Here is a 20,516-nt window from a genome sequence, read left to right as displayed (position 1 = left end):
CGTCCCTCACCGACGCGAGGCAGCGACAGCACGCCATCGCACACCGGCGACAACAGCCCCTCACCCACCCGCGGCAGCGACAGCACGCCGTCACACGCCGGCGACAACGGTCCCTCACCGACGCGAGGCAGCGACAGCACGCCATCGCACACCGGCGACAACAGCCCCTCACCCACCCGCGGCAGCGACAGCACGCCGTCACACACCGGCGACAACGGTCCCTCACCGACGCGAGGCAGCGACAGCACGCCGTCACACACCGGCGACAACAGCCCCTCGCGCGCCGGTGAGAACACGGCGGCCCGTGGTGGGGACAGCAGTCCTTCGCCCGCGCACTCCGGCTCGTCGCCCGGCTCGCGGGCTGATGCGTCCGGCACGCACGGTGGGGCCGACACTCCCAGCAGTGCCGCGCCGCCTCGGGTCGATGGTGGTACCTCCGCCAGCGGCAGCGCGCCCACCGCCCCGCGCACCGGGGATCCGAGCACGCAGTTCCCCTCGCCGCGCGGTGGCGATGGTGCGGCCGCGCCCGGCGTCCCGCCGCAGGGTGGCGCGCCGATGCCGGGTGGCGGGATGCCGCCCGGTGGCGCACCCGGTGGCGGCGGCTCCCCTCGCACCGGCGGCGGAGGAGCCGGCTGGACCGGCACCCCGGGCAGCCCCGGAGCCCACACCCCGCACGTCGACGCCCCCGGCCGTCCGCGCCCGGGTGGCGAGCTTCCCGAGGGACGTCCGCGCGCGGGAGGCGACACGCCCCGACCGCGCACGCCCGACGCGCCCGCGCCGGCGGCCCGAGGCTTCGGCCCCGGCACCCACGGCCCCGACACCCGCCCCGGCACGCACGCGCCGGGCACCCGGCCGGGCGGACCCCACGGTCCCGACGCCCGGCCCGGTGGTCCGCACGGCCCCGATGGCGGCGCCCCGGGCCACGGCCCGCACGAGAACGGCCCGCACGACGGCCCCGGTCACCACGACCCGGACGGCACCCCGCACCACGGCGAGCCGCTCACCCCGGACGAGGTCAACGCACGGCACGCCGAGAGCACGCCGTCGGGCAGCTCCTACCACGCCGGCGATCCCGAAATCGGCGACCTGCCGCACCGCGTCCACCCGGACCCGGACGGCCGCTACACCGTCGACGTGCACGTCACGCCGGACGGCCACGCCCGGATCGGCGACCGGCTGTACACCCCCGAAGAGTTCGCGGACATCCTGCGCCGCAACGGCGACTACGACGGCCGCCCGATCCGGCTGATCGGCTGCGACGCGAGCTCCAACGACTTCGCGCACCGGCTTTCGCGCGAGCTCGACACCGAAGTCATGGCCCCGACGAAACCGGCGTGGACCGACTCGCACGGCCGCGTCTTCTCGTCCGACTACGAGATCGGCCCCGACGGGCGCATGCGGCCGCGGATCCCGCCGGACGGCGAGTGGAACACCCACCGCCCGGACGGCTCGGTGCACCGCGCCGGCGACGACGGCTTCGCGCCGGACACCCACCACGGCGACCCGCACGACGTCGACGCCGACAGCGCCCGCCACCGTGGTGACGGCGACGAGGACGGGTCGCCCTCCGGTGCGGACGACGACCAGGAACTCTTCGACAGCAGCGAGTGGGACGAATTCGAAAAGCCGCGCTCCGACCCGACGTACGACGACAAGTTCGTCGACTACGACCGGCCGGGACGCGAACACCCGCACGACTCGCCGGACAACCCGTACCACCGGCCGCCCGAGTCGCCGCAGAAGATCGAGTCCGGGCCGCGCCCGCGGGACAAGACGGAGCCTGGTGACTTCTCGACGCCGGTGCCCACCCACCCGAAGGTGCTCGCCGGCGTCGAGCTGAAGCCGAACACCGAGTACCACGTGGTCAACAGGACCCGGGGCGGGGAGATCGCGTCCGAGACGCGCTTCTACACCGACGCCGAAGGCAAGATCAAGTGGGTGGAGCTGACCCCCGGCGGCGGCCGGACGCCGGGCGGCGTCAAGCTGCCGGCGAACCCGGACTTCAACTACCCGCTGCTGCCCGACTGCCAGTACCGCGTCGACAACTTCAACGACCCGTCGAAGAAGCTCGACTACCGGACGGACAGCCGTGGCCAGACCATCGACACCACCGCGCAACCGGAGTACGGGAAGTCGAACGAGGACTTCCGCGACGCCGGCGGCAAGTACAGCGGTCAGGGCCGGGCCGGGCACGAGGGGCAGAACGCCTACCGGAACCACCCCGAGCACGGCGAAGTCCGGTGGGCGGGCGGTCACCTCGTCTCCACCGAGGGCGGCGGTGCGCCGGGCTACGGCAACATGCACGGGCAGATGGCCGCCTCCAACAGCGGCCACGCACGGGATGGCTGGGAACCCGCCGAAACCTGGCGGCGCCAGGAGGAACAGCTCGCCGCCTACCACAATCCGCCCGACCGGGTGGTCGAGCTGCTGCAGGTGAGCACCCCACGGCGGGCGGACGGTCTGTCCGAAGAGGACGTCATGCGGTGGCGGGTCACCGAGGTCGACCCGGAGACTGGTGAACGGGTTTCCCGGGTCTACGAGCGAGTGTTCGTCAACGTGCCGGAAAAGATCGATCCCAACGCGACGGTGAGGCGCTATGGCGAGCCCTGATGAGCTGATCCCGGCGATCTTCGACGCCGTCGAGCGGGTGCTGCCGCCGAAGTGGCGGCGCGTGACGTTCCGGGTCTGGGCAACGGTTGTCGCGTACCAGACCGAGCTGACGGTCGTCATGGCCGACGGCAGCTCGCCCGAAGTCGCACCGCCCGCGGTGACGAACCTGCTCGCCGCGTTGCGTGAGGCGATGTACCAGCCGGGGCGCGGCACCTGGTTCTCCGCGGTTTTCCTGCTGCGCGCGGGCGAAGAGCCGGAGGCCACGTTCAACTACGACCAGGACCCGCGGTGGTTCCCGGAACTTCCGCCGGTGGCGTTCGCGCGCGACCTCGCCGCGTTCCCGCGCTCGGACGACCGGATTCCGGACTGGCTGCGCCGGGCGCTCGCCGACGCGGCGGCCATGGCACCTGCCCCGGAAGACTAAGGTCGGATCGAAGAAACTACGCACCGGTGAGCAAAACGGAGGACCGGACAGCATGACGCTGAGCCCGATCGAGCAGAACGAGATACTCGGCGAGATCGCCAAAACGCTCATGAACGCCGCGCCGCCGAACTGGGAACGGCTGACCTTCGAATTCATGTCCGTCGGCAAGCGCGCCGGTGTCGGCTTGGGCGCAACGCTGGACAACGACACCCATCAGCAGGTGCCGGTGCCGCGGGAACTGTCGAAGCCGCTTTCGAAGCTGCGCCGCGGGATGTACGCCGAGGGCCTCGGCACGTGGTACTCGATGGACATGGTGATCGACCGGCCCGACCGCTACCGCGTGCACTTCAACCGGGACAACGAGCCGTCGTTCCAGACGCCTCCGGCGCCGGACGAGTACGCGCTGGACCAGGAACGCTTTCCACGCTCGCCGGAGAACATGCCGGACTGGTTCCGGGCGAAACTGCCTTCGTGAGCGAACCGAACCGGAGGGGATGAACCGTGAGCCAGCCGCCGGGGCCGCTGCGCCCGGACCAGCAGCAGGAGGTCGTCCGCCAGATCGGGGCGGTGCTGACCTCGCAGGTGCCGCCGGGGTGGCGGCAGCTGCGCGTGGAGTACCGCGCGGCCGGGCGGCACGTCGAAACCGACCTGCTGGTGACCGGGCCGGACGGCGCGCCCCGGCCCGGCCAGCCGCACCCGGAGGCGGTGCGGCTGCTCGGGGTGCTGCGGTCGGGCATGTACCAGCCCGGGTTCGGCACGTGGCTGGGCGCGATCCTCGTGTTCGAGCCGGCGCAGCCACCCGACGTCGACTTCGTGCGGCCCGACCTCGAACCGCCGTTCCGGCAGCAGCCGCCGCCGATCGGGTTCCAGGACGAGCTGCGGTTCTTCCCGCGCGCCGACGAGCACATCCCGGCGTGGCTGCGCGAGCGCGCCGGGCTGACCCCGCCGGCCGCCGACGGCGAGGTGCGCACCCCGCGGATCTACGACGGCCTCGACGCGGCGGGCAAGCCGCTGGTCCGGCGCGCGCCACTGCTCCCGGCGGAAGCCGAGCGGGTGCTCGCGTACCTCGACGCGGCGCCGGTCATCCTGGCCTCGCGCAGCAACGGCCCCGACGCGTTCGCGCCGGACCGCACGGACGCGGTGCCGATGAACTTCCGCACCGACGGCGCCTGGGCCTGGCCCGGCGCGGTGGCGTACTACCTGCGCGAGCACGGGGTGCCGCCGGACCCGGACCTGGTCGCCCACATCCGGGCCCGCCGCTTCACCGCGCCGGCGGAGGTCCCGGAGCCCGCCAAGGACCTGGCCCTGGCGGCGATCACGGGAGAACCTCCTCAAACCACGGTGTAGCCCGCGTTGGTCAGCGCGAATTCGACCTCTTTGCAGTGGTCGGGGCCGCGGGTCTCCAGCGCCAGCACGACGTCGGCCTCGCCGAGGTCGAGGCTGCCGGAGATGCGCGAATGCTCGACGTCGAGCACGTTCGCGCCCAGTTCGCTGACGCACGACAGCACGCCGACCAGCGAACCGGGCCGGTCCGGGACCCGCAGCCGCAGCCGCAGGTAGCGGCCGCCCGCCGTCATGCCGTGCTGGATGATCTGCAGCAGGAGCACCGGGTCGACGTTGCCGCCGGAGAGGATGGCCACGACCGGGGGCTCGAAGATCCCGGGGTGCTGCAGCAGCGCGGCGACCGTGGCCGCGCCGGCGGGCTCCACCACCAGCTTCCGGCGTTCGAGGCACAGCAGCACGGCCCGGGAGAGGAACTGCTCGGACACCGTCACGACGTCGTCGACCAGCGACTCGACGTGGGCGAAGCTGACCAGGCCGGGTTCGCCGACCGCGATCCCGTCGGCCATGGTCGAGGTCGAGCTCAGCCGCACCGGCGCCCCCGCGGCCAGCGACGGCGGGTACGCCGCGGCTTCCTCGGCCTGGACACCGATCACCCGGACGTCCGGGCGCAACGCCTTCACCGCCGACGCGACCCCGCCGACCAGCCCGCCGCCGCCAGTGGCGACCAAGACGGTCTTCACGCCCGGCACCTGCTCGAGGATCTCCAGGCCGACCGTGCCCTGGCCGGCGATCACGTCTGGGTGGTCGAAGGGGTGGATGAACACCGCCCCGGTCCGCTCGCCGAACTCGACCGCCGCTCTGAGCGTCTCTTCCAGGAGAGCACCGTGCAGGTGGACGTCGGCGCCGTAGCCGCGGGTGGCGGCCAGCTTCGGCAGCGGGGCCCGCAGCGGCATGAAGACGGTGGACCTGGCGCCGAGCAGCGACGACGCCAGCGCGACACCCTGCGCGTGGTTGCCGGCGCTGGCCGCGACGACGCCCCGCTCGCGTTCGGCCTCGGTCAGGCCGTGGATGCGGGTGTAGGCGCCGCGGATCTTGAACGACCCCGTCCGCTGCAGGTTTTCGCACTTCAGGTACACCGGACCGCCGTGGAGTTCGCGCAGGTCGCGCGCGTGCTCCATCGGCGTCACCCGGGTCACTCCTTCGAGGAGTTCCCGGGCGGCCTGGATCCGCTCGAGGGTGACGAGTTCCATGGGCCGGACTATGCCACTCAGGAACTCCACAGGTTGACCGGACCGTCGGCCGGGTACCCTGGGTCGCGTCAACACGCGGTAAACAAGGAGCAACCTATGGCATCCGGGAACGACGCGAACGCCGCCCGACGGGCTCGCGCGACCCGCTCCGCCGGCCTGCTCCCGCTCGTGATCGGGCTGGCCTCGGCGGCCGCGCTGACCGGTGCCGCGTACATCACCGTGGACAGCGCCTCGTGCGGCGCCCCGGCGCAGTACATCCGCCACGACAGCCACGTCGAGCTGGTCGGCGGCTGCGTCGACGGCGCGAAGCTGCCGGCCACCGGCACGCAGTCGTCCGGCGGCGTCGTGCACGGCAACTACAACCCCTGACCTGGCGGGTTACCCCGATGTGCCGGGGGAACACGAAAGTGCCTTCTTCCGCGGGGTCGGCCGGTCCCCGATGATCATCGGCGTGACCACCGTTTACGAGCCGGGCCGCGGTCCCGGCCCCGCCAAGCCCACCGAAGAAGCGTCGAGCCGGCTGCTGAGCGACCACAGCCTGGGCGCGCTGGCCACCGTCAACCGGGGCGGCTTCCCGCACGTGTCCACGGTCGCCTACGCCTGGGATCCGGACGAGCGCGTGGTGCGGATCGGGTCCACGGCGGGCCGCGCCAAGGTGCGCCAGCTCGCCCGCGACCCGCACGCGTCGCTGTACGTCAGCAGTGACGACCGCATGGCCTTCGCCGTCGCGGAGGGCGTCGCCGAGGTGTCGCCGGTCAGCTCGGTGCCCGGGGACGAGACCGGCCGGGCCCTGCTCGCGATGCAGGCGCCGTTCGAAGACCCCGAGGCCGAGGCCGCGTTCCTGCGGAACATGGTCGAAGACCGCCGCGTGGTGATCACGCTCCGGGTGGAACGGCTCTACGGCGGCGGTCTCGACCTCGGTGCTTGAGGCTCAGCCCAGGGCGGCCAGGAGGTCGGCCACCAGGTCGCGGCCGTCCTCGATGCCGACCGAGAGGCGGAGCAGGTCGGCCGGGACCTGGAGGGTCGAGCCCGCCGTGCTCGCGTGGGTCATCTTGCCCGGGTGCTCGATCAGCGACTCGATGCCGCCGAGCGACTCGGCGAGGATGAACAGCTTCGTGCGGCTCGCCACTTCCAGGGCCGCCGCCTCGCCGTCCACGTGGCTGAAGGACACCATCCCGCCGAAGCGGCGCATCTGCTTCGCGGCCGTCTCGTGGCCCGGGTGCTCGGGCAGGCCCGGGTAGTAGACCTTCGCCACCTTCGGGTGCTTGACCAGCGCCTGGACGATCTTTTCGGCGTTGTCGCTGTGGCGCTCCATGCGCAGGGCGAGGGTCTTGATGCCGCGCAGCGTCAGCCAGGCGTCGAACGGGCCCGGCACCGCGCCCGCGGCGTTGCGCAGGTAGAAGAACTGCTCGCGCAGCTCGTCTTCGTTCGTGATGATCGCCCCGCCGACGACGTCGGAGTGACCGCCGAGGTACTTCGTCGTCGAGTGCAGGACGATGTCCGCACCCAGCGACAGCGGGTTCTGCAGGTACGGCGTCGCGAAGGTGTTGTCGACCACCAGGCGCGCGCCGGCGTCGTGCGCGACCCCGGCCAGCGCGGCGATGTCCGCGATGCCGAGCATCGGGTTGGTCGGCGACTCGCACCAGATCAGCTTGGTCTCGGGCCGGATCGCGGCGCGCACCTCGTCGAGGTCCGCCAGGTCGGCGACGGTGTGCTCGACGCCCCACAGGCTGAGCACCTTGTCGATCAGGCGGAACGTGCCGCCGTACGCGTCGTTGCCGAGTACGAGGTGGTCGCCGGGGCGGAGGGTACTGCGCAGCACCACGTCGGAGGCGGCCATGCCGGAGGCGAAGGCCAGCGCGTGCCGGCCGCCTTCCAGCGAGGCCAGCGCCTCTTCCAGCGCCGACCGGGTCGGGTTCGCGGTGCGCGAGTACTCGTAGTCGCCCTCGCGGGTCCCGCCCACGCCGTCCTGCGCGTACGTCGAGGTCTGGTAGATCGGCACGATCACCGCGCCGGTGCGGGGGTCGGGCTTCTGACCGGCGTGGATCGCGCGCGTCTCGAAGCCCAAATCGGAGTAGTCGTCCACCATTGGTCAAGCGTACGGGCCCGCCCTGACATTCCCGACAGGTGGGATGGATCTCAGCGGCGCGTCCAGCGGCGGGTGGCCGGCCGGGCCGCGAGCACCAGCAGGGCCACGAAGGGCGCCGCCATGGCGATCGCGCGTGGCACGTCGGCGTCGATTCCCGTGGGGCCTCCGACGAGGAACAGAATGCGCTGGTAGCGGAGCGCCACGCCGGTCATCAGCGCGACCAGCGCGACGACCGCGGTGCCCAGGCACAGCACCCGGCCCGCCTCGGCGCCCGCGAGCAACGACACCCCGGCGAGCAAGAGCAGCAGGCCGACGACCGCGTCGGCGATCTGGCCGGGGACCATCAGGTCCAGCTGGTCGTACCCCAGGACGAGGGTCCACCAGAAGATGCCCGCCAGGAACCACACGCCGCCGAGCACGGCGAGCACCCCCGCCGCGACCGCCGGTCCGGTTCCCGGCTTCGGCGGGGCCGGGACCGCCACTCACCAGCTCCGCGACGAGTAGGCACCCTGGCCCGACAGCACCGGCACCGCGGACGTGCGGTACCGCAGGTAGCGGAACGTCGGCGGCAGGAACGCCAGCACCAGCACGAGCACCGCCAGCCCCGCCAAGCCGACGCGGTCGGCCATCGCGAACCCGCCGTGGGTGAACATCGCGTCGGCGAAGCGGGCCGGCGGGACACCGACCGACATCGGCTCGGTGAGCAGGGCGCCGATGGCCAGCAGCGCGCCCAGGCCGAGCAGGACCGCGCCCGCCGTCGCGCGGAAGAGTGTGGCCAGCGACCCGAGGAGCAGCACCAGTCCCGCGACGACGTAGGCGGCGAGGTCCACCAGCACCCAGCCCGGCAGCGCGTCGAGGCTGAATTCGGCCGGCATGTCGAGGAAGATCTTGACCGGCACGTATCCGGCGGCGACCGCGGCCGGAAAACCGAGCACGCCGGCGAGGACCGCCGTTACTCCGGATGGCCGAGTCGATGAACGCGAATGCGAATGCGCCACCTGATAACGGTGCGGACCGGTCACAACTCCCCCATCAGCCGAGCTCAGGACGACGGCGCTCACCCTAGTCGGAATCGGCCAAAGTAGTCCGGAATGCGAACGGAATTCGGCCGGACGGCGGAACCCAAGATCATTTCTGTGCGGTAGTGGCAGAAATGCGGTCACGCGATTACCGGCAGTGCTGCCGCCCCGGCAATTGTCCTCTTCGGACAATTGCGGACCGGTGAAAAGCAGCGTGCCCCGGAGCCGAATCGGCTCCGGGGCACGAATGCGCGCGCTAGCTCACCACTGCTGCTGCGGGGGCTGGCCCGGCTGGCCGAACCCACCACTCGGCGGGCCCTGCTGGCCCGGCGGCGGACCCCAGCCCTGCGGCGGCTGGCCGGGCTGGGCGGGCTGCCCCGGCTGCCCCGGCTGGCCGTACCCACCGGGCTGGCCGTAGCCACCCGGCTGCCCCGGCTGCGGGAACCCACCGCTCGACGGGTTGGGTCCGCCCGGCTGGCCGTAGCCGCCCGGCTGACCAGGCTGCGAGAACCCACCGCTGGAGGGATTGGGCCCGCCCGGCTGCCCGTACCCACCCGGCTGGCCGTAACCCTGCGGCGGCTGACCAGGCTGACCCGGCTGGCCGTAGCCGCCCGGCTGCTGGCCGAACCCGCCGGGCTGGCCGGGCTGGCCGTAGCCGCCCGGCTGCTGCGGGCCACCGAAGCCCGGCGGCGGCCCGCCGAAGCCCTGCGGCCCGCCCGGCGCGGAACCGCCGCCACCGAGGCCGACGAACTGCTGCGTCGCCGGGACGAGGCCGAGCACCCCCACGATGAGGATCAGGACACCCAGGATCAGCGGCGGCAGCCCGATCCCGAAGGTGTCCCGGCCGGAGGCGGAGCCGCCCAGCGCCTCGGCGTTGGGCGTCATGCCGATCTTGAGCAAGAGGGCGAAGATCGCGAGCAGCGCACCACCCGCGACGACCGCGATCGGGACGAACTTCTTGAGCCCGCCCAGCTTGCCCGCGAGCGCCAGCCCGACACCGCCGGCGAGGGAGATCAGCGAGCCCAGCAGGATCATGACCACGTAGAACCAGACGAGCCCCGGGCCGATCAGCCCGGCGGCGTCGAGCGCCTTCTGGATGATCTCCGAGTCCGTGCTCCCGACCAGGGTCGAGTAGTCGCTCGCGTCACCCATGTAGTTGAACGAGATGATGAGCGCGATCAGGCCCAGCAGGGCGACGATGCCACCGGCGATGTAGCCGAAGAGGCCGTTGCCGCCGGCCGACGGCCCGCCGAACGGCTGCTGCGGCCCACCGAAGCCGGGCTGCTGCGGGCCACCGAAACCCGGGGCGCCGAAGCCCTGCGGCGGCTGGCCCGGCTGGCCGAAGCCCGGCTGCTGCTGCCCGAAGCCACCCGGCTGCTGCCCGAACCCGCCCGGCTGCTGGCCGTACCCACCGGGCTGCTGGCCGAAGGCCGCCGCCGGGTTGTCGGCCGCGCTCGGCGGCGGGGTGTACGGGATCGCCGGCGGCTGGGAGCCCGGCGGCACCAGCTGCGTCGAGTCCGCGACCGGGGCGTCGCCGCCGCCGGCCGGGTTCACCATCTGGGTCGCGTTCGCGTCGACCGGCGGCATCGCCTGGGTCGCGCCCGCCCCGCCGTCACCCGGCGGGACCGGCTGGACGACCTGGGTCGGCTCCGGCGTCTCCCCGAACGGCGAACCGCCCTGGGGCTGCACGGGCTGCACCACCTGGGTCGGCTCCGGGCTGCCGAACGGGTCCTGCTGCGGCTGGGGGCCACTCGGCGGGCCCTGAGGTGGCTGGCCGCCACCCCACGGCTGGTTCGGTGGCTGCGGTGCACTCATGTGGGTCTTGAACCCCCTTGACGAGAACGCGAAAGTGTTCTATTTGCGCCCACGCTATCGGATGGCCCGGCGAGGCGCTCGTAACGCCCCTGCCGGGTCCGCCGATTAAGACTCTCTTGTGGCCGGTCAGCGACCGGCCAGGAAGCCCAGGAGGTCGTGCCGGGTGACAACCCCGGCCGGTTTGCCGTCCACCAGCACCAGCGCGCCGTCGGCGCCCTCGAGCGCGGTCATCGCCGCGCTCACCTGCTCGCCGCCGCCGATCGTCGGCAGCGGCGGGGACATGTGCTGCTCGAGCCGGTCGGCCAGCTGGGCCTTGCCGGTGAACAGCGCGTCGAGCAGGTCCCGCTCGTTGACCGCGCCGACGACCTCGGCCGCCATCACCGGCGGCTCCGCGCTGACCACGGGCATCTGGCTGACGCTGAATTCGGACAGGATCGCGATGGCCTCGGCGACCGTCTCGTTCGGGTGCGAGTGCACCAGCGCCGGCAGGTGGCCGCTCTTCTTCGTGAGCACGTCGGCGACCGTCGCGCCGGAGGAGTCGGGCGGCAGGAAGCCGTAGGAGGACATCCAGGTGTCGTTGAACACCTTCGTCATGTACCCGCGGCCGCCGTCGGGCAGCAGCACGACCACGACGTCGTCTTCGGTGAGCCGCTCGGCGAGCTTGAGCGCGGCGGCGACGGCCATCCCGCAGGAGCCGCCGACCAGCAGGCCCTCCTCGAGCGCGAGCCTGCGGGTGATCTGGAACGAGTCGGCGTCCGAGATCGGGATGATCTCGTCGGCGATGGTCCGGTCGTAGGTGTCCGGCCAGAAGTCCTCGCCGACGCCTTCGACCAGGTACGGGCGCCCGCTGCCGCCGGAGTAGACCGAGCCCTCCGGGTCGGCGCCGACCACCTGCACGCGGCCGTCGCTGACCTCCTTGAGGTACTTGCCGGTGCCGGAGATCGTGCCGCCGGTGCCGACGCCCGCGACGAAGTGCGTGATCTTGCCGTCGGTCTGCTTCCACAGCTCGGGGCCGGTGGAGAGGTAGTGGCTCTCCGGGTTCTGCGGGTTGGCGTACTGGTTGGGCTTCCAGGCGCCCTCGATCTCGCGGACCAGGCGGTCGGAGACGTTGTAGTAGGAGTCCGGGTGCTCGGGCGCGACCGCCGTCGGGCACACCACGACGCGGGCGCCGTACGCCTTGAGCACGTTGCGCTTGTCCTCGCTGACCTTGTCCGGGCAGACGAACACGCACTGGTAGCCCTTGCGCTGGGCGACCATGGCCAGCCCCACGCCGGTGTTGCCGGACGTCGGCTCCACGATCGTGCCGCCCGGGCGCAGCTCGCCGGACGCTTCGGCGGCCTCGATCATGCGCAGCGCGATGCGGTCCTTGACCGAGCCACCCGGGTTCAGGTACTCGACCTTGGCCAGCACGAGCGGCTTGAGCCCCTTGGTCAACGAGTTCAGCTTGACCAGCGGGGTGTTGCCCACGAGGTCTGCGATGTGCTCTGCGTACTCCACGGGGGCCAGCCTAAACGGCCCACCGATGAGGTTGTCCAGTCGTGCACGATCGAGCCCCGAGCGGGCTCCGGGTGCGCGTCGGCGATGGTGGGCAGTGCGCGCGAGGTCGGGCCGCCCGGCCCGGGCCTCAGGCGGCCACCAAGCCGCTCGTCCGCACCGGTACCGGCCCGAGGGCCGCCGCACACTGAGCCGTCATCCCGTCCCGGAGGTTCCACCCGGCGTCGATGACCGTGCGGCAGCCCCTCCGTGGGGCCGCGGACGCCCAGTGGGCGGCCCGAGTGGTGATCATCGCCAGTTCACCTCCTGTGGCATGGCGACTGTCTCCTTGGTGCGACGATCCTATCGGCTCGCCGGTTGCCCCGGTTCGCCCTTTCGTGTCAGTTCCGTACATTCGGTCTCGTCGGCGATCGGCCGTTCTTCCCAGCCCCGCGGCCAGGTCCGCGGAAATCCCCGCTTCGCCCGCGCACCCGCGAGCCGGGCCGCGGACTTCGTGCCGAAATCGGCCGGACCTGCGAAAACGGCGCCGTTGAAACTCTCGCCGTCGCCACCGAAAACGGTTCCGCGGAAATCGACCCGGTCACCGAAACGCGCCTTGTTGAAATCCGCCCTGGCGCGGAATTCGGTGCCGCGGAACGACGCCAGTTCGAGAAACTCCGCGTCGTAGCAGGTGATCGACCGGATCGAGCAGTGCGTGAGGGTGAACCCGACGAGCGTCGCGCCGGAGAAGTCGAGGTCGATGTCCGGCCAGAAGTCCTCGTTCGGCCGCTCCGCGGGCCCGGGGCGCAGGTGCTGCCGGAGGATGCCCTGGGCGGCCTTGCGGACCTGCAGCTCCTCGGCGTTCTTCGCGATGCGCTTGAACGGCATCCGCAGGTAGGCGCAGAGGACGTTGACGATCGTCTGCCGGTGCTCCTCGTACCCGCCGGCCAGCCGCTCGAGGGCGTACAGGCCGGCGAGCCGGACCGGGGCTTTGTCGCTGCCGAGCTGGTCGGCGGCCTTGCCGTAGATCTCGGTGATCCGGCGCTCGGTGGCGTCGTGCTCCTTCTGCACGAGGTCCAGCTCGGCCGACCGCTGCCGCCGCGCGGCGAGCAGCAGGGCGGCGGCGCCCCCGGTGCCGACGACGATGTTGGCGGCGGTCTTCAGCGCGTCGAGCCGGGCCGAATCCTCCGGGCGTCCGCCGCCCAGCAGCGTCAGCAGCAGGGTGGCGGCGAGCGCGGCGACCGTCAGCAGCCCGGCGCTCCACAACACGATCGTCCTCGTCCGCAGCACCCGTTCGAGTTCGTTCGCCACGAAGAGCGATGGTGCCAGTGTTGCCTTAGTCGCGTTTGGCTTTGACCCAGGCCACGGAGACGGCAGTATGTGACCAACCGCTTAGCACGCCGATACGAGGATGTGTCCGCCATGCCCGAAGCCGTCATCGTCTCCACCGCACGCTCGCCCATCGGGCGGGCCAACAAGGGCTCGCTGGTCGGCATGCGGCCCGACGACCTGACCGTGCAGATGGTCCGGGCGGCGCTGGACAAGGTCCCGCAGCTCGACCCGGCCGACATCGACGATCTGCTGCTGGGCTGCGGCCTGCCGGGCGGCGAGTCCGGGTTCAACATGGGCCGCGCGGTCGCCGTCGAGCTGGGCTACGACCACCTGCCCGGCTGCACCATCACCCGCTACTGCTCCTCCAGCCTGCAGACCACCCGGATGGCGTTCCACGCGATCAAGGCCGGTGAGGGCGACGTCTTCATCTCGGCCGGCGTCGAGACCGTTTCGCGGTTCGGCAAGGGCAGCTCGGACTCCTGGCCCGACACGCACAACCCGCTGTTCGCCGAGGCCGAGGCGCGCACCAAGGCGACCGCCGAGTCCGGCACCGACACCTGGACCGACCCGCGCACCGAGGGCGACGTCCCGGACGTCTACATCGCGATGGGCCAGACCGCGGAGAACCTGGCGCGGCTGAAGGGCGTCACCCGCGAGGAGATGGACGAGTTCGGCGTCCGTTCGCAGAACCTGGCCGAGAAGGCCATCGCGGACGGTTTCTGGGCCAAGGACATCACCCCGGTGACCCTGCCGGACGGCACGGTCGTGTCGAAGGACGACGGCCCGCGCGCCGGCGTGACCGTGGAAGGCGTCTCCGGCCTGAAGCCGGTGTTCCGCCCGGACGGCCGGGTCACGGCGGGCAACTGCTGCGCGCTCAACGACGGCGCGGCCGCGCTGGTGATCATGTCCGACACGAAGGCGCGTGAGCTGGGCCTGACGCCGCTGGCGCGGATCGTGTCCACCGGCGTCACCGGGCTTTCGCCGGAGATCATGGGCTACGGCCCGGTCGAGGCGTCCAGGCAGGCGCTTTCGCGGGCGGGGCTGTCGATCGGCGACATCGACCTGGTCGAGATCAACGAGGCGTTCGCGGCGCAGGTCATCCCGTCGTACCGGGACCTGGGCATCGACCTGGACCGGCTGAACGTCAACGGCGGCGCGATCGCGGTCGGCCACCCGTTCGGCATGACCGGCGCCCGGATCACCTCGACGCTGATCAATTCGCTGCAGCACCACGACAAGCAGTTCGGCCTCGAGACGATGTGCGTCGGCGGCGGCATGGGCATGGCGCTGATCATCGAGCGCCTTTCCTGATTCCGGCGAGGGCCCCCACCCGCGCGGTGGGGGCCCTCGTGCGTCAGCAGACGCTGTCGGCCGGTTCCGGGTTGGCCAGCCCGAACAGCGGCCGCAGTTTCAGGCCGATCCACGTCCCGCCGAGGGCGAACACGCCCCACAGCCAGCCGTGCAGGCTGCCGGTGGAGATGCCGCCGAGGTACGCGCCGATGTTGCAGCCGCCCGCCATCCGCGCGCCGACCCCCATCAGGACGCCGCCGAGGAGCGCCGCCACCGCCGTGCGCCACGGGATCGAGCTGTGGATCTTCCACGCGCCCGCGGCCGCGGCGGCCACCGCGGCGCCGAGCATGATGCCGATGTCGGTGAGGCTGGTCTTGTCCCGCCAGATCGGGCCGGCCAGCGACGTCGCGTTCGCCTTCAGCCGCCAGAACTCCCACGTCTCGGGGTGCAGCCCGAACACCTGCAGGACCTTCGCACCCCACAGCGCGAACGCGCTGGTGATGCCCCAGATCCCGCCCGAGACGAGGAACACCGCGGCGGCCAGCACGCCGAGCACGACCGCGCCGGCGAGCATCGGCCACGAGCCGCGGAAGACGCGGGCGAAGCCGCGCGCGGTCGGGACGACGTCCACCGGCGGCGGCGTGCGGCGGCGCTGCACCGCGCGGGTGACCAGGACGATCGCGGCGAGCACCGCGATCGTGATCGCCCACGAGCCGAACCAGCCGACGTGGTCGGCCAGCAGCACGCCCGTCAGCTCGGGCCAGCCGGACAGCACCGGGTACGCCCAGGTGTAGAGCACCGAACCGGCGATGAAGCCGCCGAGGGTGAGCACGATCACGGACTGGCCGGAGCCGACCGCGAACAGCGTCCCGGACGCGCACGCGCCGCCGAGCTGCATGCCGATCGCGAAGAGTGTCGCCCCGACGAAGAGCGCGAGGCCGAGCGCGCCCGCCGTCGGCGCGGGCTTGCTGCCGAACAGCCCGCTGCCAGTGCCCGTGATCAGCGCGATGAGCGTCGCGGCCGTGCCGAGCAGGACGGTGTGGGCGCGCAGGCCCTGGCCGTTGCCGACGGCGATCAGCTGCCGCCAGGCCGAGGTGAAGCCGAACCGCGAGTGGAACAGCGCGAGCCCGAGCCCCAGGCCGAGCAGCAGCAGGACGCCGAACTTGGCGCCTTGGCTCGCCCAGACGTACCAGGTCAGGCCGGCGGCGAGCACGCCGGCGGCGGCCAGCGGGACGGTCTTGACGGGGTCTTCCGGCCGCGGCACGGGCGCGGCGCAGGACGTGGGGAAGTCGAGGAACTTCTTGGCACCGATCGGGGATTGGGTCGTCGCCACCGGCTACTCCAGGCTCGGGCGGGCAGGACGACCAAAGTTAGAACTGTGACGGACCGGTCGCAGCCCGTCGCAAAGTGTGGGACGAACGGAGCAATCGGGGTTACCTTGAACGCGGCGAAGGCCCCCTCGCGCGGAGCGAGGAGGCCTTCGCGAGGTCCGCGGTTACTCGTTCGTCTTGACGCACATCGTCGTCGCCGGCTCCGGGTACACCGCGACCCGGGTGGCGTCGGTGCCTTCGCAGACGTTCTTGTCGGCCTGGCCGGTCACGACCTTGACGAGCTCGCCGTCCTTGGTCGGGTCGGTGCAGGGCACCTTCAGGTAGCCCTTGGTCTTGGAGGTGAAGTTCGCCAGGCAGTCGCCCTGCTTCGCGTTGATCATCAGGCACAGCTTGTACGGGCTGCGGCCGCTGACCGAGTAGGTGTCGTAGCCCGCGTCGGAGCCACCGGGGCAGTCCGCGGTGGAGCTGTCCAGCTTCTTGGCGATCTTGACGTTCGCCTTCGGGTCGTTGCACTCGGCCTTCGCCGGGTCGTCCCCGCCCTGGGTGAACTCGGTGATGGTGAGGCAGTCGCCAGCGTTCGCGGTGTCGGGCGACTTCATGAAGGCCATGATCCCGACGATGAGCAGCGCGATCACCACGATGGCACCGATGCCGCCGAGGATCAGGCCGAGGACCTTCGAGCGCTTCGGCGGGGCCGGCGGGGGCGGGAAGCCGGCCTGCCCGGGCGGGAACTGGCCGGGCGGCGGGCCGTACTGGCCCGGCTGGCCCTGCGGCGGCGGGCCGTACGGGCCCGGCTGGCCGTAGGGCTGCTGCGGCTGGCCGCCCGGAGGCGGCCCGTACGGATCGGGCTGACCCACCGGCTGCTGGCCCCCGGGGGCCGGAGGGGGAACGCTCACTGTGAACCTCACACATGTGAAATGAGAACCGACCGGCACATCAAACACGCAGGGTGAGCGCCACCCGCACCGGGGTCCGCAAATGCACGAATTACCCACAGAAAAGGCGCCCCGCCGATTACGGAGCGCCTTCACTGCGGAACTGTGAGCCAGGTTACTCCCGGAAGTACGAGAGCAGCCGCAGGATCTCGAGGTAGAGCCAGACCAGGGTCGTCATCAGGCCGAACGCGGTGTACCACGCCCACTTCGACGGCATGCCCTCGCGGATCATCCGGTCCGCCTGGTCGAAGTCGAGCAGGAAGCTGAAGGCCGCGATGCCGATGCAGAGGAGGCTGAACAGGATGGCGATCGTGCCGCCGCCGCGCAGCGGGTTGAAGCCGAAGGCGAACGTGCTGATCAGGTTGAACAGCATCAGGATCGCGACGCCGACGGTGGCACCGACGATCCACTTGGTCAGCTTCGGCGTGACCTTGACCGCGCCGGTCTTGTAGACCACCAGCATGCCGATGAACACACCCGCGGTGCCGATGATCGCCTGCAGCGCGATGCCGGGGTAGATCGCGTTGAACACGCCGCTCAGCGCGCCGAGGAAGAGACCTTCGGCCGCCGAGTACGTCAGCGTCAGCGCGCCGCTGGGCTTCTGGCGGAAGATGATCACCAGCGAGATGACGAGGCCGACGATCAGGCCGCCGAGCATCGCGCCGAGGAGCGCGCCGGGGATCCGGCCGGTCTCCGCGATCTGGACCTGGGCCCAGATCGCCGTGATCACCCCGACGAGCAGCGCGACGCCGAGGGACATACCCGTCTTGACGACGACGTCGTCGACGGTCATCGGGCGGTCGCCCTCGCCGGCGGTGGCCCGGCCCGGGTCGTACCCGGGCACGCCGCCCTGGGGTTGGTTGAAGCCCACCGGGGGCCCGTACTGCCCGTAAGTCTGGGTTCCGCCGCCGGGCAGGTTGCGGAACGCCGGGTTGCTACTGGATCGCACCTGATCCTCCTGGATCTGCTGCTTCTCGGATCATCGCTGCATCGGGTTCAACGACTGCCGCGGGCGCGCGGTTCCCGTCGAGTAAAGACAACTTTACTCGACGGCAGCTCGTCTGCCTCGGACGACACGGTAAGCGACGGATGTCACGACCGTTCGGCGACAGCCACCCGAAGAGCGGTACACAGTTTCGCCCCTTGGCGCAACGCTCACTTCGCGTGCTCGGATCTTCACCGAACGCGTGTCGGGGCTTTGATCAGTCGTGTGACCTGCAGAGACGCCGGGCGCTGCCGCGCGTCGGACGAAGGAGCATTGACACCATGGGGTGGTCAACACGCCCGCGCGCGGGTGTTCGCGCGCTCACCGGCCTCGTCGCCGCGGCCCTGCTCGGCACGCTTTCGGTGACGGTCGGCGCGGCACCGGCCTCGGCGGCCAGCCAGGAGGGCATCGGCTACGAGGTCAAGCCCGGCCAGAACATGACCCCGCGGCCGAGCCGCAACTGGCTCGGTTCGTACGTCGTCGGCGGGGCGCAGGTCTTCTGCGTGAGCTTCCAGCTCAAGGCCCCCGACACCGACGAGCAGTACCAGCCGGGCGACGAGCTGCTCACGAAGTGGGGCACGAAGCTGCCCGCCGACCAGGCGGCGAACATCTCGTACCTGCTGCTGCGCTACGGCGACACGAAGAAGCCGGACGAAGCCGCGGCGCTCGCCCACCTGCTGCACTCGTGGACGGCCGCCCCGCGCACGCCGGCCGACCTGGACCCGTCGCTCACCTACGACAAGATCGGCTACGACGCGCAATACCACCTCGACCTGCTGCCGGCGGACGCCAAGGCGGCCGTCGAGCGGCTGAAGACCGACGCCGAGGCCAACCGCGGGCCGTGGACGGCTTCGGTGACCACGCCGAAGGGCGACCAGCACCCCGGCGAGGCCGCCGAGTGGACCGTCACGGTGAAGAACGCCAAGGACAAGGGTGTCCCGGACGTCGCGGTGAAGCTCACGGCGACCGACGGCACCCTCGACGACGGGACGGCGGGCGGCACCGCCGGGAACTCGAGCCCGCAGGCCGCCGCGAAGGAGGTCACGCTCAAGACGGGCGCCGACGGCACCGTGACGGTGAAGCTGACCCCGGCCGGCGACCAGCCGAAGCTGGTGGCCGCGCTGTCCGCCCCGGCCGACCGGCCGTACGTGCGGGTGCCGGTCGACACCAAGGTGCAGCGCGTGGTCTCCACCGGCGGCGAAAAGGAGCTGACCGCCCAGGGCGTCGTCAACGTCGCGAAGCCCGGCAAGGTCCAGGTGACCAAGACCGACGCGAACACCGGCGCGGGCGTCGGCGGCGCCGTCCTGCGGATCACCGGCAAGGACAGGACGTCCGCGGCGCTCGGCCAGGACGGCAAGCCGCTCACCGGGGCCGACGGCAAGCCCGTGGTCGTCACCACCGACGGCAAGACCGGCGGCGTGGCGGTGGAGAACCTCCGCGCCCCGCAGGAGATCTGCGTCGTCGAGGCGAGCCCGCCCCCGGGCTACACGAACGCCTACGACCCGCAGAACCCGCCGTCGGCGTGCGGCACCGTGCAGCCTGGCGAGACGCTCGCCCTGACCGTGACGAACAAGCCGAACGAGGTCCCGCGCGCGATCCCGGCCGGCGACCAGCCGGTCGCGCAGGCGCGCGGGGTCGTCGAGACGAGCTACTCCGTGCCGGGGCTGGCCGGCCTCGGCCTGCTCGTGCTGCTGACGGCCGGGCTCGCCGGCTTGGCCGCGCGGCGGGCGTCCCGGCGGTAACGGCGTGGCGGAGCACGACGACGACTGGCGGGGCGAGGACTGGTTCGTCGACGAGTGGCACCGGGGCATCGGCTGGGCGGCCGTCGACGACGAGCAGCCCGGCGACCGCCGGGATCCGCCCGGGCGGCAGCCCGGCCGGGGCCGGCTGCTCGCCGGCTTCGCCCTCGGCGCGGCGACCGTGCTCGCGGTGCAGTACGGCCCCGCCGTGTTCGCCTCGCGGCCGATGGCCGTCGTGACCGGCACGGCGCTGCCCGCCGCGGGTGCGGGCGGGGCCGCGGCCTCGGTGCCGTCCCCATCCCCGGCGGCCACCGCGTCCGCGGCTCCGGCCGCACCGGCCGCGCAGACGCCGTCGTCCGCGCCGTCTGCACCATCGCCGTCCTCGCCGGCGCCTCCGCCGCCGCAGCGGCCGGGCACCGTCCGGCTGCCCGACGGCGGGACGGCGACGCTGGTGCGCAAGGACCTCGGCCCGGGCGGCGAGCTGCCGGTGCCCACCGACCTCGGGCAGGCCACCTGGTGGGGCGCGTCACTCGACGCGGCGGGCGGGGCGAGCGTGTTCGCCGGCCACGTGAACTGGCGGGGCGCGACCGGGCCGTTCGCCGAGCTGTGGAACGCCCGGATCGGTGCCGAAGTGACCATTGTGGACACCGCGGGCAAGACCTGGCGGTACCGGATCTCGCAGCTGGTCACGGTGCACAAGAGCGACCTGCCCGCGCGCGCCGACACCCTGTTCGGCCCGTCCGGGCCGCACCGCGTCGTGCTGGTGACGTGCGGCGGCCGCTGGGTCGGCGGATCGGACGGCTACGAGGAGAACCGCGTCGTCATCGCGGACCCCGCCTAAGTTACTCGTGGGTAACATCACGTTTGGAAACGGTGGTCGACGGCGTCGCCATGCAGCAGAATGCCCAGGGTCAGGGCTGTGGAGCGAGAGGTGTGAAGA

Annotated in this window: 20 protein-coding genes; 9 read left to right on the top strand and 11 right to left on the bottom strand. The window is 72.1% G+C overall.

Annotated elements, in window-relative coordinates:
* The coding region (locus tag ACWED2_RS05855) for a hypothetical protein (protein WP_449689285.1) at nt 1-485 on the bottom strand (485 nt) is incomplete at its 3' end.
* 70 nt (nt 486-555) lie between these two features.
* On the opposite strand from ACWED2_RS05855, the gene ACWED2_RS05850 reads away from it, so the two are divergent.
* Genes ACWED2_RS05850 through ACWED2_RS05835 form a run of 4 tightly spaced genes read left to right on the top strand, consistent with a single transcriptional unit; the run spans nt 556 to nt 4,381 of the window.
* Nucleotides 556-2,610, top strand: coding sequence for a hypothetical protein (locus ACWED2_RS05850; protein WP_449689284.1), 2,055 nt, complete (start codon nt 556-558; stop codon nt 2,608-2,610).
* Entirely contained in the window at nt 2,597-3,034 is a 438-nt protein-coding gene (locus ACWED2_RS05845; protein WP_449689283.1) for a hypothetical protein, read from the top strand. The genes ACWED2_RS05850 and ACWED2_RS05845 overlap by 14 nt, the downstream gene beginning before the upstream one ends.
* 52 nt (nt 3,035-3,086) lie before the next feature.
* Nucleotides 3,087-3,509 (top strand): hypothetical protein, encoded by a 423-nt coding sequence (locus tag ACWED2_RS05840; RefSeq protein ID WP_449689282.1) that lies wholly within the window; start codon nt 3,087-3,089, stop codon nt 3,507-3,509.
* Between the two features lie 26 nt (nt 3,510-3,535).
* Nucleotides 3,536-4,381 carry a ferredoxin gene (locus tag ACWED2_RS05835; protein WP_449689281.1) on the top strand — a complete coding sequence of 282 codons (846 nt, stop codon included), beginning with the start codon at nt 3,536-3,538 and terminating at the stop codon, nt 4,379-4,381.
* Here ACWED2_RS05835 and ilvA read toward each other — a convergent pair.
* Nucleotides 4,366-5,568 (bottom strand): threonine ammonia-lyase, encoded by a 1,203-nt coding sequence (gene ilvA, locus ACWED2_RS05830; protein ID WP_449689280.1) that lies wholly within the window; start codon nt 5,566-5,568, stop codon nt 4,366-4,368. The genes ACWED2_RS05835 and ilvA overlap by 16 nt on opposite strands.
* A gap of 96 nt (nt 5,569-5,664) precedes the next feature.
* Between ilvA and ACWED2_RS05825 the strand changes: the two genes are divergently transcribed.
* Together ACWED2_RS05825 and ACWED2_RS05820 are read left to right on the top strand one after the other, a co-directional pair.
* Complete coding sequence (locus ACWED2_RS05825) at nt 5,665-5,937, top strand: hypothetical protein (RefSeq protein WP_449689279.1); 273 nt, start codon at nt 5,665-5,667, stop codon at nt 5,935-5,937.
* 82 nt (nt 5,938-6,019) lie between these two features.
* Nucleotides 6,020-6,496 carry a TIGR03618 family F420-dependent PPOX class oxidoreductase gene (locus tag ACWED2_RS05820; RefSeq protein ID WP_449689278.1) on the top strand — a complete coding sequence of 159 codons (477 nt, stop codon included), beginning with the start codon at nt 6,020-6,022 and terminating at the stop codon, nt 6,494-6,496.
* Nucleotides 6,497-6,499: 3 nt separating this feature from the next.
* Here ACWED2_RS05820 and ACWED2_RS05815 read toward each other — a convergent pair whose 3' ends face one another.
* The 6 genes from ACWED2_RS05815 to ACWED2_RS05790 form a co-directional block, all read right to left on the bottom strand.
* Complete coding sequence (locus ACWED2_RS05815; protein ID WP_449689277.1) at nt 6,500-7,657, bottom strand: cystathionine gamma-synthase; 1,158 nt, start codon at nt 7,655-7,657, stop codon at nt 6,500-6,502.
* A gap of 50 nt (nt 7,658-7,707) precedes the next feature.
* Nucleotides 7,708-8,139, bottom strand: coding sequence for a hypothetical protein (locus ACWED2_RS05810; protein ID WP_449689276.1), 432 nt, complete (start codon nt 8,137-8,139; stop codon nt 7,708-7,710).
* Nucleotides 8,140-8,592: a hypothetical protein gene (locus ACWED2_RS05805; protein WP_449689275.1), complete on the bottom strand. Its 453-nt coding sequence runs from the start codon at nt 8,590-8,592 to the stop codon at nt 8,140-8,142.
* A gap of 345 nt (nt 8,593-8,937) precedes the next feature.
* Nucleotides 8,938-10,377: a hypothetical protein gene (locus tag ACWED2_RS05800; protein ID WP_449689301.1), complete on the bottom strand. Its 1,440-nt coding sequence runs from the start codon at nt 10,375-10,377 to the stop codon at nt 8,938-8,940.
* A 240-nt stretch (nt 10,378-10,617) separates the two neighbouring features.
* Nucleotides 10,618-11,988 (bottom strand): cystathionine beta-synthase, encoded by a 1,371-nt coding sequence (locus ACWED2_RS05795; RefSeq protein ID WP_449689274.1) that lies wholly within the window; start codon nt 11,986-11,988, stop codon nt 10,618-10,620.
* Between the two features lie 339 nt (nt 11,989-12,327).
* Nucleotides 12,328-13,275: a pentapeptide repeat-containing protein gene (locus tag ACWED2_RS05790; RefSeq protein WP_449689273.1), complete on the bottom strand. Its 948-nt coding sequence runs from the start codon at nt 13,273-13,275 to the stop codon at nt 12,328-12,330.
* Nucleotides 13,276-13,386: 111 nt separating this feature from the next.
* On the opposite strand from ACWED2_RS05790, the gene ACWED2_RS05785 reads away from it, so the two are divergent.
* The gene (locus ACWED2_RS05785; RefSeq protein ID WP_449689272.1) at nt 13,387-14,607 is read left to right on the top strand and encodes an acetyl-CoA C-acetyltransferase; all 1,221 of its coding nucleotides are present in this window, start codon (nt 13,387-13,389) and stop codon (nt 14,605-14,607) included.
* Between the two features lie 43 nt (nt 14,608-14,650).
* On the opposite strand, the gene ACWED2_RS05780 is transcribed toward ACWED2_RS05785, so the two are convergent.
* The 3 genes from ACWED2_RS05780 to ACWED2_RS05770 form a co-directional block, all read right to left on the bottom strand.
* Complete coding sequence (locus tag ACWED2_RS05780; protein ID WP_449689271.1) at nt 14,651-15,919, bottom strand: YeeE/YedE family protein; 1,269 nt, start codon at nt 15,917-15,919, stop codon at nt 14,651-14,653.
* Between the two features lie 162 nt (nt 15,920-16,081).
* On the bottom strand, nt 16,082-16,774 hold the full coding sequence (locus tag ACWED2_RS05775) for an LppU/SCO3897 family protein (RefSeq protein ID WP_449689300.1): 693 nt from the start codon (nt 16,772-16,774) through the stop codon (nt 16,082-16,084).
* 193 nt (nt 16,775-16,967) lie between these two features.
* On the bottom strand, nt 16,968-17,801 hold the full coding sequence (locus tag ACWED2_RS05770; protein ID WP_449689270.1) for a Bax inhibitor-1/YccA family protein: 834 nt from the start codon (nt 17,799-17,801) through the stop codon (nt 16,968-16,970).
* A 317-nt stretch (nt 17,802-18,118) separates the two neighbouring features.
* Between ACWED2_RS05770 and ACWED2_RS05765 the strand changes: the two genes are divergently transcribed.
* Together ACWED2_RS05765 and ACWED2_RS05760 are read left to right on the top strand one after the other, a co-directional pair.
* Nucleotides 18,119-19,579 (top strand): MSCRAMM family protein, encoded by a 1,461-nt coding sequence (locus ACWED2_RS05765; protein ID WP_449689268.1) that lies wholly within the window; start codon nt 18,119-18,121, stop codon nt 19,577-19,579.
* Between the two features lie 4 nt (nt 19,580-19,583).
* On the top strand, nt 19,584-20,417 hold the full coding sequence (locus tag ACWED2_RS05760; protein WP_449689267.1) for a class F sortase: 834 nt from the start codon (nt 19,584-19,586) through the stop codon (nt 20,415-20,417).
* Nucleotides 20,418-20,516 lie beyond the last annotated feature (99 nt).

It is taken from the genome of Amycolatopsis sp. NPDC005003, from assembly GCF_053600695.1.
This window is presented reverse-complemented; position numbering and strand designations above follow the sequence as displayed.

Excerpts from the sequence above, each read along its gene's own strand:
- ACWED2_RS05850 (WP_449689284.1), top strand. The coding sequence starts at position 556 with ATGCCGGGTGGCGGGATGCCGCCCGGTGGCGCACCCGGTGGCGGCGGC.
- ACWED2_RS05845 (WP_449689283.1), top strand. The coding sequence starts at position 2,597 with ATGGCGAGCCCTGATGAGCTGATCCCGGCGATCTTCGACGCCGTCGAG.
- ACWED2_RS05840 (WP_449689282.1), top strand. The coding sequence starts at position 3,087 with ATGACGCTGAGCCCGATCGAGCAGAACGAGATACTCGGCGAGATCGCC.
- ilvA (WP_449689280.1), bottom strand. The coding sequence starts at position 5,568 with ATGGAACTCGTCACCCTCGAGCGGATCCAGGCCGCCCGGGAACTCCTC.
- ACWED2_RS05825 (WP_449689279.1), top strand. The coding sequence starts at position 5,665 with ATGGCATCCGGGAACGACGCGAACGCCGCCCGACGGGCTCGCGCGACC.
- ACWED2_RS05815 (WP_449689277.1), bottom strand. The coding sequence starts at position 7,657 with ATGGTGGACGACTACTCCGATTTGGGCTTCGAGACGCGCGCGATCCAC.
- ACWED2_RS05785 (WP_449689272.1), top strand. The coding sequence starts at position 13,387 with ATGCCCGAAGCCGTCATCGTCTCCACCGCACGCTCGCCCATCGGGCGG.
- ACWED2_RS05765 (WP_449689268.1), top strand. The coding sequence starts at position 18,119 with ATGGGGTGGTCAACACGCCCGCGCGCGGGTGTTCGCGCGCTCACCGGC.